Source organism: Heyndrickxia acidicola (assembly GCF_001636425.1).
Classification (GTDB): domain Bacteria; phylum Bacillota; class Bacilli; order Bacillales; family Bacillaceae_C; genus Bacillus_AE; species Bacillus_AE acidicola.
This window is the reverse complement of record NZ_KV440953.1, coordinates 367,967-380,086: the sequence shown is the minus strand read 5'-3', so window position 1 is coordinate 380,086 and position 12,120 is coordinate 367,967. Positions and strand designations below refer to the sequence as shown.

15 protein-coding genes are annotated in these 12,120 nt (G+C 39.5%); 2 read left to right on the top strand and 13 right to left on the bottom strand.

Going from position 1 to position 12,120, the window contains the following annotated elements; genetic code table 11:
- Positions 1-124: 124 nt before the first annotated feature.
- From A5N88_RS01730 to A5N88_RS01675, 12 genes are all read right to left on the bottom strand, one after another.
- Positions 125-676 carry a SpoIIIAH-like family protein gene (locus A5N88_RS01730; RefSeq protein ID WP_066262275.1) on the bottom strand — a complete coding sequence of 184 codons (552 nt, stop codon included), beginning with the start codon at positions 674-676 and terminating at the stop codon, positions 125-127.
- 13 nt (positions 677-689) lie between these two features.
- Entirely contained in the window at positions 690-1,352 is a 663-nt protein-coding gene (spoIIIAG, locus tag A5N88_RS01725; protein ID WP_066262273.1) for a stage III sporulation protein AG, read from the bottom strand.
- Positions 1,345-1,971 (bottom strand): stage III sporulation protein AF, encoded by a 627-nt coding sequence (gene spoIIIAF, locus A5N88_RS01720; protein ID WP_066262272.1) that lies wholly within the window; start codon positions 1,969-1,971, stop codon positions 1,345-1,347. The genes spoIIIAG and spoIIIAF overlap by 8 nt, the downstream gene beginning before the upstream one ends.
- 34 nt (positions 1,972-2,005) lie before the next feature.
- The gene (gene spoIIIAE, locus A5N88_RS01715; RefSeq protein ID WP_066262269.1) at positions 2,006-3,196 is read right to left on the bottom strand and encodes a stage III sporulation protein AE; all 1,191 of its coding nucleotides are present in this window, start codon (positions 3,194-3,196) and stop codon (positions 2,006-2,008) included.
- A 17-nt stretch (positions 3,197-3,213) separates the two neighbouring features.
- Positions 3,214-3,606, bottom strand: coding sequence for a stage III sporulation protein AD (spoIIIAD, locus tag A5N88_RS01710; protein WP_066262268.1), 393 nt, complete (start codon positions 3,604-3,606; stop codon positions 3,214-3,216).
- A 45-nt stretch (positions 3,607-3,651) separates the two neighbouring features.
- Entirely contained in the window at positions 3,652-3,855 is a 204-nt protein-coding gene (gene spoIIIAC / locus A5N88_RS01705; RefSeq protein ID WP_066262266.1) for a stage III sporulation protein AC, read from the bottom strand.
- Positions 3,856-3,969: 114 nt separating this feature from the next.
- Complete coding sequence (gene spoIIIAB / locus A5N88_RS01700; RefSeq protein ID WP_066262264.1) at positions 3,970-4,485, bottom strand: stage III sporulation protein SpoIIIAB; 516 nt, start codon at positions 4,483-4,485, stop codon at positions 3,970-3,972.
- Positions 4,479-5,408 (bottom strand): stage III sporulation protein AA, encoded by a 930-nt coding sequence (spoIIIAA, locus tag A5N88_RS01695; protein ID WP_066262259.1) that lies wholly within the window; start codon positions 5,406-5,408, stop codon positions 4,479-4,481. Before spoIIIAA ends, spoIIIAB begins: the two co-directional genes overlap by 7 nt.
- 690 nt (positions 5,409-6,098) lie before the next feature.
- Positions 6,099-6,656: an elongation factor P gene (gene efp / locus A5N88_RS01690; protein WP_066262256.1), complete on the bottom strand. Its 558-nt coding sequence runs from the start codon at positions 6,654-6,656 to the stop codon at positions 6,099-6,101.
- Positions 6,657-6,821: 165 nt separating this feature from the next.
- Positions 6,822-7,883, bottom strand: coding sequence for a M24 family metallopeptidase (locus tag A5N88_RS01685; RefSeq protein ID WP_066262253.1), 1,062 nt, complete (start codon positions 7,881-7,883; stop codon positions 6,822-6,824).
- A 1-nt stretch (position 7,884) separates the two neighbouring features.
- Positions 7,885-8,328, bottom strand: a complete 444-nt coding sequence (aroQ, locus tag A5N88_RS01680; protein ID WP_066262250.1) for a type II 3-dehydroquinate dehydratase — start codon at positions 8,326-8,328, stop codon at positions 7,885-7,887.
- Positions 8,329-8,567: 239 nt separating this feature from the next.
- On the bottom strand, positions 8,568-9,071 hold the full coding sequence (locus A5N88_RS01675) for a YqhR family membrane protein (RefSeq protein ID WP_066262248.1): 504 nt from the start codon (positions 9,069-9,071) through the stop codon (positions 8,568-8,570).
- A gap of 170 nt (positions 9,072-9,241) precedes the next feature.
- Between A5N88_RS01675 and A5N88_RS01670 the strand changes: the two genes are divergently transcribed.
- On the top strand, positions 9,242-10,198 hold the full coding sequence (locus tag A5N88_RS01670) for a DUF1385 domain-containing protein (protein ID WP_066262243.1): 957 nt from the start codon (positions 9,242-9,244) through the stop codon (positions 10,196-10,198).
- Between the two features lie 164 nt (positions 10,199-10,362).
- Positions 10,363-10,704, top strand: coding sequence for an SA1362 family protein (locus A5N88_RS01665; RefSeq protein ID WP_232317502.1), 342 nt, complete (start codon positions 10,363-10,365; stop codon positions 10,702-10,704).
- A 14-nt stretch (positions 10,705-10,718) separates the two neighbouring features.
- Here A5N88_RS01665 and A5N88_RS01660 read toward each other — a convergent pair whose 3' ends face one another.
- A complete protein-coding gene (locus tag A5N88_RS01660) occupies positions 10,719-11,603 on the bottom strand; it encodes a patatin-like phospholipase family protein (RefSeq protein WP_066262241.1) in 885 nt (294 codons plus the stop codon).
- Positions 11,604-12,120: the final 517 nt, after the last annotated feature.

Sequence of the window (12,120 nt, the reverse complement as noted above, 5' to 3'; positions counted from 1 at the left end):
GCTTTGTTAAAGGAATTTGTTGTTTTCTTTCTGTACTGTAAAATGAGCAAAAAAACGAGCAGTTTTCAACATAGAAAATTAACAGAGCTAAACAATAAAAAAACTGAGGAAAACTTCCCCAGTCCTATTTTTGAAATACTACTGCTATATTTTGTGCAGCATTCATTTCTTCCGATACCAGCCGTACGATATTATTTGCAGCTGTTTTGCTATGGCTGTTTGATTTTACTGTTACATGAACTTCATTTCCAGGATCTACTTCTACTAAAGCATCTGAATAGCCCTGAGACTTAATCATGCTCTCTAAAACCTGTTCCTTTTGGGCATTGGCCGTCAGCTGCTGCATTTCATCTGCTGCTTTGCTTCTTTCCTCTGCTGATAGGGACGTAGAGGCTAATTTATTTGTCAGTTCTTCTTTTTGCTTGCTGAATTTATCCTGGCGGTCCATCCGAATGGTTTCAAATACTTCATCAGTAGCATTTGTAGTATCGACTTTAATATTCTTCTTATTATCGGCAGTTGTTTGAGTTTTGTTTTGACTTTTAGTATTTTGGGATACCTTGTCCATCGCTGACAAATCACTTGATTTGGGTTCTGAAGTAACATAATAGACAGATAACACCACAACTAGACTTAGCATTGTCAATAACCAAACTGTTTGCTTTTTAAGTAACATGTAAAATTCCCCCTTAATTTTTTTTAGGCATAACAGATACTCGATAGGATGGCACATCCAAAGCGGTGGAAACAGCCTCTTTTATCAGTGCCTTTATAGCTATATCTCCAGCTCCCTCAGCAACAACGAGTACACCTGTTATTTTCGGCTTTTTCGTTTCTGTAACTAATGGCACTTCTTTATCACCTTCTCGAACGATGGCAAGCTTTTCATCTTTTGATAAATCCTCTATTTTTCTTTGTCCGCCTTTTTGGTCGCTCTCAGTAGTAGTTTGATTGTGGATGGTTGAATCTTTTTCATACACTTTACTCTCGGATGCATCCACATTTACAACGACGTCTACAGAACCAACCCCGGCAATTTGACTGAGAGCATCCTTTAACTCATTTTCATATCGCACCTCATAGTCTTTGCCGGTTAATGCATTGCTTTGCTTCTTTGAAGTAGTGCCAAAGGCAGCAACGGACTTTGGCGGCGCAGATGTATTCAGTGAGACAGCGCTGCTTTTCTTCGAGCTGCTTTGCCATATATTTGTTATGAGCATAAAGGCAACTCCAGCTAATAAAAGAATAAAAAAATACTGTAGTTTACCTCCTTTTTTTTCATTCACCTTTTGTTCCCCTGATTGAAAAAGCTTATCCTTGATCCAGTCGAACGGGCCCTTTTTATCATTCATTTGATGCGGGAACCCCCCCTTCAGATTGAAGTTGTATCTGATTACGGCTAATATTCCAACAATTGGACAGCAATGAAATAATATTTTTATCTTCTGTGTTTGTCTGAGTTTGAACTGGTTTTTCAGGATTGATCACGATTGGCTTTACTGCTGGAATCACCTTTTGGTCATCAGCATCTTTTAAGCTTACAATCACTTTTTCAATGTTGTTGGGATCCATGGATGTTTCTGCTCCACTTTTCATTTCTACCTTAATGGTCTGTATACTTTTTTGATATTGGTCCACCAACTCCCCATTTGCCTCTTTTTTTAATTGGACAGCCATTTGTTCTAATATATATGCATGCTGTGTCTTTTCTATTTCTACTTTTTTCATTTCTATTGAACTTTTCATTTCGCCATCATTTATTCCGTTTGCAGAAGACAGCGCTGCAAACATATTATCCATATTTTCAGAAGTCAGTTTTACAATAGGCGTAAGAATGATCGCAATAAGTAAAAGACCTGTTACCATTTTGGTGTATTTTTTCATAGAGGAATCCGGCATAAGCATGTCCACAATCATAGCTAACAGAATGAAGACAATAATATTTGAAACCCATTGTGTTAAATAATGCATGGGTTTATCCTCCTGTTATTGAATAATAGATTTTTCATCTCATCATCATCGTAATGTTTCCAGCGGTTATAATGATCGTAATGCTTAAAAAAAACATAAAGGCCACAATGGCAAGGGATGCAAAAACATAGACCATGTTCTTGCTGATCACATCCAGACAATTAATGATCGGGCTGTTGCCCAAAGGCTGCAATAGAGCTGCTGCAAATTTAAACATGAAGGATACTGCCAGAATTTTGATTGCCGGAAAGGCCGCTATAAGTAGTACTATGGCTACCCCGGCAATTCCAAGTGTGTTTTTTAATAGAGAAGAAGCCGTTATAACGGTATCAGCAGCATCTGTAAACATTCTTCCAATGACTGGAATGAAGTTTCCGGTTACAAATTTTGCGGTTTTTATGGTAATACCATCTGTTACTGCGGTTGCTGTCCCTTGTACAGAAATGACTCCCAGGAAGATTGTCATAAAAATACCAAGAATGCCTACACCTGCATTTCTGAGAAGCTTGGCCAGCTGTGTGGCTTTGTGATGCTCTGAAAGTGAGCTGACTATACTGAGAAGAGTCGATAAGAGAAGAAGAGGAAGAACAAAATATTTGATAAGCATGCCGCTGGTATTCATGAGGAATATGATGACGGGATGGAAAAATGCCGCAGATGTAATTCCTCCTGAAGAGGATATCAATGCCAGCAGCAAGGGTATTAGCGCAAGAATAAAACCCATCATTTTATTTACCGCTTCTTCAGTATAATCAATGGCTACGTGAAAACTGTTAAGTGCAATGATTATCAAAACCATAAAAACGATTGCATTGGCCACTTTGCTGATGGCTCCATTTTCAAAAGAAGTCTGTAGTGATTGAAGAAACATACTAAAAATGGTAAGAACGATTAACGATCCGAGAAGCTTTCCGTTCATCATTAATTGTTGAAAGGTAAATTTCAACAGTCCTTGAAACCATTCATTCAAGGAAAATTTTTTATCTCCTTTGATAAAATCCATAAGGCTGCCTTTCTGGCTGTCTGGGAGATATCCTCCGTATTGTGATTCAATGTTTTTCCAAAATGTCTGTAAGTCATCAAGTCCCAGCTGGTTCATTTGATTTTCCACTATGCTGTCTTCTACTTTTCCTGCAATCCCATTGTTTGTTGCTGCCTGTACGCTTATTTGTCCAAAGAAAAGGAGGATCGTTCCAATTATTAAAATCTGCATCCATTGCCGCATTTTTTCACCTCGGACAACTACCCCTTAGGGATTAGATTTAAGACTGTTTCTATGAGGACCGTTAGAATGGGAACGGCCATAGCGAGAATTAAAATTTTTCCTGCAAGCTCCACTTTTGCTGCCAATGCACTTTGACCGGCGTCTCTGGTGAGATGGGAAGCGAATTCAGCGATATAAGCAATGCCGATTATTTTTAAAATAGTTTGGACATACACCATATTGACATTGGCATTTTCCGCAATTTTTTCAATGAGCTGGATAATTTCATATACCTTGTCCACTAAAAAAAGAAAAATAGCAGAACCGGCAAATAAAACCAGCAGGAAAGCAAAATTAGGCTTTTGCTCTTTAATAACCAGCGATAGAAATGTAGCAATCAGCGATACTCCAACTATCTGTAAAATCTCCATTCTATACCTCCTTCGCTGTTTGGAGCCTGCTTATTCTACTATTATTTATTGGAAGAGAAAAACTGACTTGATTTTATCGAAAAGATCCGCCACGATTGATGCCACCATAAAAAGAATATAAATAAAACCGAATAACGTGACCCACTGGGCGTATTCCTTCTTGCCTACCTGATCTAAAATGGTGTGTAAAAAAGCGACTACGATTCCGACACCAGCAATTTTGAATATGACGTCTACATCAATTCCCATTGTAAGTCCCTCCCAAATGTCCAACCGCTAAAACTGCTAAATATCACATTTTCATTCATCCTTACATGCACGGAAACCGCTCAGCTTCAATCAGGCATGATATGTGCAATAAGGTTAAAATAATAGAATAATAATAAATAACCCTGTAAGAACCCCTATGCTTTTTGCCATTTTTTCATAGCGATGCTGACGGTCTCTGGCCTCTTCTTCCTCTCTCTCAAGATGGGTAAGAGCAAGAATGATTTGTTTTTGTTCGGTATATTTATCATGCTTTCCAAGATTCTCGCCTAACTGTTGAAGGATTTCATATTCCCCCTGTTTTAAAGCAGTCGTTTTCCAAATTTCTTTGAGGCTTGTTTCCCATGCTTCTTTTACAGTGGTGTTCATTGTTGTCAGCTTATTTGAAAAGGAAGCAAAGAAAGTTGAAAGCGGTTTTGGGAGCTGGGATGAGAGCTTCCGGGCTGCTTCATGCAGCGGTGTATGTCCGTACATAATCTCGGTCTCCAATGATTGGAGGCCATAGCGAAACATTCGCAGCTGTTTCGGCCTGTCACTAAGCCTCCTTGAAACTTCAAATCCTGCCCAGGTTGTTGAAAAAAGAATAAGGATTGCGCCTATTATTTTCAACACTGCTGAACACCTGCATTTAAAGGAATTCCGTTCCCTTTTTCGTCATAGATTCGGTGTATGGTTCCAGGACCATTGCTCCTGGTCAATTCTATAAACCTTTCAAAAACAGACTCCTGAATAATTTTTCTTAGAATCGGGCGTTTATGAAGATCTTCATATGAATGACCATGTGTAGTCATAATCAAAGTGACTCCTGCATTGACAGCTTCCATAATGGCTTGACTATCTTCCTCCCTGCCAATTTCATCTACAATGAGAACATCGGGACTCATTGATCTGATCAGCATCATCATTCCTTCAGCTTTTGGACAAGCATCCAATACATCCAGCCTTGGGCCAAAATGAAGCTGTGGGACACCCCGGACACAGCCCGCAATTTCTGATCGTTCATCAACTATTCCAACCTTCAAAGGAGGTATTTTTTTTTCAGGGATCCCGGAGGAAACGATACGGGCTAAATCTCTAAGAACGGTCGTCTTTCCGGTTTGCGGAGCCCCGATAATCATTGTGTGGCGCCACCTGCTTTTAAACAGCTGCGGAACAAGAGGCAAGGCTGCCCCTATTTTTTCACGGGCAATTCGAATATTAAATGAAGAAACATTCCGGATTGCTTTAACATGCCCTTCTTCTAGTATTACTTTTCCTGCAAGGCCAACTCGATGGCCGCCTTCTACAGTGATATATCCCTTTTTCAGTTCTTCTTCAAGTGTATAAAAAGAGTAGTTCGCCAATTTGTCGAGAAATTGCTCTGCATCTTTCTCCTGCAACCTATATGGCAGAAAAAAAGAATTTCCTCCTGCCATCAGTTCAATAGGCCGGTTAATGCGCAGCCTGACTTCTTCAAGTTTTTCTAAATTGTTATCCGGAAGCCGATGTATCATTTCTGAAATGGAATGCGGCAATATAGCAAGAATATTATCCACATACACTCCTCCTTCACCTGGTACGAATTAGCTGCAATCGTCTGTTTCAGCATCTTTGGGTTGTCCCTTAACCAAATAAGTACAAGCTCGTTAGTAAAATGTATTCAAACCATAACGATTTATGCGTAAAGGATTATAAATAATATTTGACATGGCTGTGGCTTTTAATAAGGTAAAGATTCGGAGTATGGTTAACTATGAAGGCAGCACAAGCCTCAACAGAACAAAAGGCTCTTGTTGAGATTGGAGAGGAATTCAACCTGCAGGATAACCAGGGCACTCTCCGTGTCTCTCGTAAACACCTATGTTGAACTGAAGTCATAGTTGTGGAGCGGAAGGCACGAGACTCCTGCGGGGAAAGCAGGCTTAGGGAGACCCCACAGGAGCTTGCGACGAGGAGGCTCCCGGCCGCCCCTCGGAAAGCGAGTGCCTGCAGCGGTAATCAACTTGCAGGATGACCAGGGCACTCACCATTGTCTCTGTTACATCCCATGTTGATTTGAAACCAAAGTTGATTGATCGGAAAGCACGAGACTCCTGCCGGGGGTACAGCGTGTTGGGGAGACCCTCGAAAGCTTGCGACAGCAGGCTTCACAACTGCCTGTGTAAAGCAAGTACCTGCAAAGGAAATTAAAATCAAATAAAAAAACTGATTGGATTCTCCAATCAGTTTTTCAAAAGGTTACAGCATTATGCTCTGGAAACGTATGAGCTGTCTGTAGTGTTAATGATTAATTTATCTCCCTGGTTCACAAAGAAAGGAACTTGAACAGTAAGACCCGTTTCCATTGTTGCAGGCTTTGTACCGCCGGAAGCAGTATCGCCTTTAATTCCAGGCTCTGTTTCAGTTACAGTCAATTCAACTGTATTAGGCAACTCCAAGCCAAGGGTTTCTTCCTGGAACATCATAATAAATACTTCCATGTTCTCTTTTAAAAATTTCAGTTCATATTCAATCGCATCTGAACTCAATTCAATTTGTTCATATGTTTCGTTATCCATGAATACGTGCTGGTCGCCGTTTGCATATAGATACTGCATTTTACGGTTATCAATTTGTGCTTTCTCCACTTTTTCACCTGCACGGAAGGTTTTTTCCTGAATAGCCCCTGTGCGGAGGTTTCTAAGCTTAGAGCGTACGAACGCGGCTCCTTTACCAGGCTTAACGTGTTGGAAATCAAGAACACGCCAGATTGCGCCGTCTACTCCGATTGTTAACCCTGTACGAAAATCGTTTACTGAAATCATGCTAATTTTCCTCCTGTAATCGGGCTCCATCTGTTTTATCAGATTATAAGCCCATATTCCAATCTACATTTTACTATAAAAGTCTTCTTTTGATATATATAAAAATCATTAACTAGAGATATTTCCCTAAAAAAACACTCCATTTCCTTCATAATTAGAGGAATTTTATAATATTATCAATTCTTTTGTCGAATGTGTGAGCAGTTCAATCGACTGATCCGTAATTAAAGCATCATCCTCAATCCGGACTCCGCCAACACCTGGGAGATAGATGCCTGGTTCTATCGTTACAATCATATTGGGCTCTAGGGCAAATTCAGAGCGGACGGAAAGACTTGGTCCCTCGTGAACCTCCAATCCGATTCCATGGCCAAGGGAGTGACCGAAGTATTCACCGTACCCATGATCTAAAATATATTTTCGTGAAACGGCATCCGCTTCTATGCCTGACATGCCAGGTTTAAGCGTGTTTACAGCCAGCAGCTGTGATTCAAGGACAATATCATAAATTTCTTTCAATTTAGCTGAGGGCTCTCCAACCGCAACAGTACGTGTAATATCTGAGACATACCCATTATAAAGGGCTCCATAATCCAATGTGACAAAGTCTCCTTTTTCAATCACCTTTTCACTGGCCACTCCATGCGGCAATGCTGACCTTGTTCCTGATGCAACAATCGTGTTAAAAGAGGAAGAAGATGCACCGCTTTTTCTCATAAAAAACTCAAGCTCATTTGAGACTTCAAGTTCTGTCAGCCCCGGCTTTATGAAACCTAAAATATGCTTGTAGGCCGCGTCTGCAATATCTGCAGCTGTTTTTATCAGTTTAATTTCAGACTCCGTTTTAATCAGACGCAGGCTTTCAATAAGATTGGACACCGGTATTAATTCGGATTTAATGGCTTTTTGATACTGTGTAAACGCTGAATAGGTTACATCCGTTTCTTCAAACCCCAGCTTCTTGATTCCCAGCTTTTCAGCCTGAGCGGCAATCTCATCAAGCAATATACCTTGGTGCTGAACAATCTCATATCCTTCTGCCTGCTTTGATGCCTGCTCAGCATAGCGGAAGTCTGTGATAAAAAGCGCTTTCTCCCCTGAAATTAAAGCAGCTCCTGCCGTCCCTGTAAAGTTTGTGATATAACGGCGGTTATACGTACTTGTAACAAGCATTCCATCAATGCTATTCTTGGAAAATTGCTCTCTCAGTTTAGCTAGTTTTCCCATACTATTCTCCCCTATTTATGTATTCTGCCAGCGCCTTAACAGCAAGCTCATATCCAAAAAGGCCAAACCCAACTATTTGACCTGCTGTAACCGGTGCAGTAACAGATTTATGACGAAACTCTTCCCTGGCGTGGACATTTGAAATATGTACTTCAATGACAGGTACATCAATGCTTGCTATCGCATCTCTGATTGCATAGCTGTAATGGGTAAAAGCCCCCGGATTCAGGATAATTCCGTCATATTCGTTCATTGCGCTATGCAATTTGTCAATTAAAACACCCTCATGATTGGATTGAAAGGGATCAATTACAACCTGGAAGCTGTTCTCCAGCTTTTTCAAGTTTTCTTCCAGGACTTCAAGGGATTGTTTGCCATATATCTTTGGCTCCCGCTTCCCTAGCATATTTAAATTTGGGCCATTTAAAACTAGAAATTTTTTCATTGCAACACCTTATTTTATAAAAGATTCATTCATAAGCTTATCATATATATTGGAAAACTTCCATAAACGGTGCTGCTGATATTTGTGCCCAATACGTTGTAGATCTGAAGGGGATCCAGATGACTAAATGAACTTAAGCAATTGCTGCTTTTGTTCAAGGCTGTTTTCACATAAATTGTTATTTTTTCAAGAGTGTTAAATCCATATAAAGAACCTTGTTCAATGAAGACTGTCTTCTTTCACATCCGATTTTTTTCCTTCTGCCTTTTCCGATGGACTATATTGCTTTGTTCGAATGAAATGGAATACCCGATAAAAACACCATATAAAACATAAATGCAAACACTCGTAATAATGGTATTTGAATCTATCCTGAAAAAGGGCTTCATACTTGGAAATATTGGATTTAAAATAAAAAACACAATTAAAAACAGAGCAACTCCATAAAAGACCCCTACCCACATAGAGTACAGCTTTCTCAAAATCAAAAAGTAAAGAAATGCAACTCCAATGGAAAGAATGCCATAAACAAAAATAGTGATCACAATTCCTATCCAGGTTTCTTTCCAGTTTCCTACTGTAAACGGTTCTAATAAGATATTAGGTTCAATTTTTGTAAATTGAAAAAAGTAGGCTAAATAAGCAATTAAACTCCACATAATTCCGCCCACAAAACCTGTAACCACTACCAGCTGCATAAAAGAAATGGAATGTTCATTCTCTTGTATCATATTCTCATCCATGAATTTCACCTCAAAATATTGTTCTTTTCCTTATGCTAACCATCTATATTAGGTCTAGTCGTTTTTTTTATTTTTTAGTAAAATAGAATTATCGAATTTTTTACAAACCGCGTAATGTTAAACGACTCGGTAAGAAGGATTCTTAAACTAATTAGGTTGGTGCTAAATATATGAAAAAATCTCAAGTTCCCGCATATGGCGGCCAGGCGGTAGTCGAGGGTGTTATGTTTGGCGGCAAAAGCCAAACGGTTACAGCAATCCGACGAAAAGATCAATCGATTGATTATTTTTATTTGCCCAGAAAATCTTATCCTGTCCTGCAGAAACTGAAAAAGGTTCCTTTCCTTCGTGGAATTATAGCCATTATAGAGGCTAGCGCCAATGGTTCTCAGCATTTAAATTTCTCAAGCGAGCGTTTTAATGTGGACCCTTTGGAGGATGATAAGATTTCTGAAGAAAAACCATCCAAAGCCACAATGGTTTTAAGTGTGGCTGCCTTAGGTGTTTTATCCTTTTTATTCGGTAAATTTATTTTTACACTTGTACCTGTTTTTCTTGCCAGTCTCCTGAGCCCCGTGTTCTCGAGTCCGGTATCCCAGATTCTGATTGAAGGATTATTTAAACTGCTCCTTCTAATAGGCTATATTTTCTTTGTTTCTTTAACTCCTATTGTTAAACGTGTATTTCAATATCACGGCGCCGAACATAAGGTCATTAACGCTTATGAAAACCAGCTGGAGCTGACAGTGGAAAATGTTCAAGCGCAGACCCGTCTACACTATCGATGCGGGAGCAGTTTTATTCTATTTACTGTGGTTGTCGGCGTCTTCATTTATCTGCTGGTGCCTGTAAATCCTTTATGGCTGCGTCTTGTGGATCGTATATTATTAATTCCTGTTGTACTTGGCGTTTCTTTTGAGGTGCTTCAGGTTACAAACAAACTTAGGAATGTGCCGGTTTTGCGTTTCCTTGGCTATCCTGGCCTATGGCTGCAGCTTTTAACAACAAAAGAACCTGATAATGATCAGGTAGAAGTAGCGATTGCTTCTTTTAATGAATTACTTCGGGTTGAAAAGGAAGGACTGCCTTCCGCAGAGATGCCAGAAAGTTCTTCTATTAGTATCTAAAGGGTTTTAAAAGCGGAAGGCTGTGGAATTAAATTGTTAAGGCTTTCCACAGAATGAACTTTTTATAATTTCATGCAATGTTTTTCTTCTTTTATGGAAAATTGGAATAGAAGGTTTAATTTGCGGGAAAAATGCTTATGATGCTCATAAGGAGGTGGCTTTTATTGAGAAGCAGCAAATGGATCGTTGGTATTGTATCGATACTTGCTATAATAGGTCTCCTATCCTCAATTGGAACCTTTCTTAAATCAGGGCTGATCTTCATTTTAATTGCAGCGGCCATCTATCTTTTATACCGATTTGCCTTTGGAAACGGAGAAAACAAAAAAGAACAGCAGGCTTTCTTAAAAGCTGCTCGCAAATCGAGAAAACGTTTGAAAAAACGTCACGCAGATGGCACTGTTCGAGCCCACTTACGCAAAAAGCCGATACGGAAGAAGTCAGAAGTCCAATTGACAGTGATTGAAGGAAAAAAAGGGAAAAAGAAAAATCGAGCTGTATTTTAGCCCGAAGATTTTTCCTAATAAGTCCAGGTTTTTAAAAACTCATTTGTTTTCATGCGCCCAATCTCAATTAGGGCGTCTTTTTTTTCTGGCGTAATAGTGAATTCTGTCGTTAAGTCTTCCTTTATAGAGATGAACACAATATCCTTTTCATGCTTTCTGGAAATATAACGGGCATCATGGGCTTCTTTCATCGTAATGAATAAAGCTTCGAAAAGCTGAATTGCGTTTTTAATGACACGCTTAGGCCGTTCCCGCTGACTTGAAGACAATGTGATACCTAAAACAGGGCGAATTTTCGGTTCCCCCTCCTTTACAAAAATCCACATTGGAAAGTTGCTTAACACGCCTCCATCTACTATCGTATTGACCCCGCTTAGGCTTCTAAGCTTAATAGGTTCAAAAAAATAAGGCAGACTCGAACTCATTCTAATTGCCCGGGCAACAGGGAAGGTTTCTTTTGGAATACCATACTCTTCTAAATCATCAGGAAGGACCAGCAGCCGGCCGTTTGTTAAATCAGATGCTACCACGTAAAAGGAATTGGGAGGCAAATCAGAAAACGTATAAACGCCTTTTGCCGCAAGCTTTTTTTCAAGCCATTCTTCAAATACATTTCCTTTATAAAGACCCATTCTCCAATAAAGCAGCAGCCACTTTGCAATCGGCATAGGAAGCAACACGTTTCTCGAGTCCAGGAATTCCTTTAATTCTGTTTCATTTAAGAGCATTTCAATCTCATTACTCGAATAACCGGCCGCTGCAAAGCCGGCAAGAATCGACCCTACACTTGTACCAGCAACCCGTTTAAAACGAAACCCTTTTTTCTCCAGCATTTCATAAGCACCTATGAGCGCCAGACCTTTTATTCCCCCGCCGGAAAACACAACATCGATGTCCATACGTCCTCGCCTCTGCTTTCCTCTCCTCATGTTGGAGGTTTCAAGTCATACTCATTGCTCCTGCCCTCATGAGGATATTTCGGAAAAGGGATAATTTCCATTATTCTATTTTTAGGTAAGGCAGAAGAGATTTAGAACAGAAACCTCTCTGCATAAAAAAGGGATATCGTTTTATCCAATAAAAAAAGCCTGCCTCTTTATATTTAAAAGCAAGCTTTTTACAAAGTCTGTGTTTTTGAAGCTTGTTACGATCCGTGCTACAAATACATCACACCTCTCCATTTTGTTTTCGAATAGTTGCATTTCATAAGAAATTGTTTACATTTATTATTTACATTTATTGACATTTCCGAATAAGAATTATGGCAGCTTCCGCGATATCAATAATTCATTTTATCCGGTTTTTGCTCCCACAATTTATAAGGAGCCAGTGAATTATAGAGCTGATAATAATTGAACTACTCAGGTTTTTCACACACATATAATTCCTATTTTTCTAATGATAAGTTGCGATTTG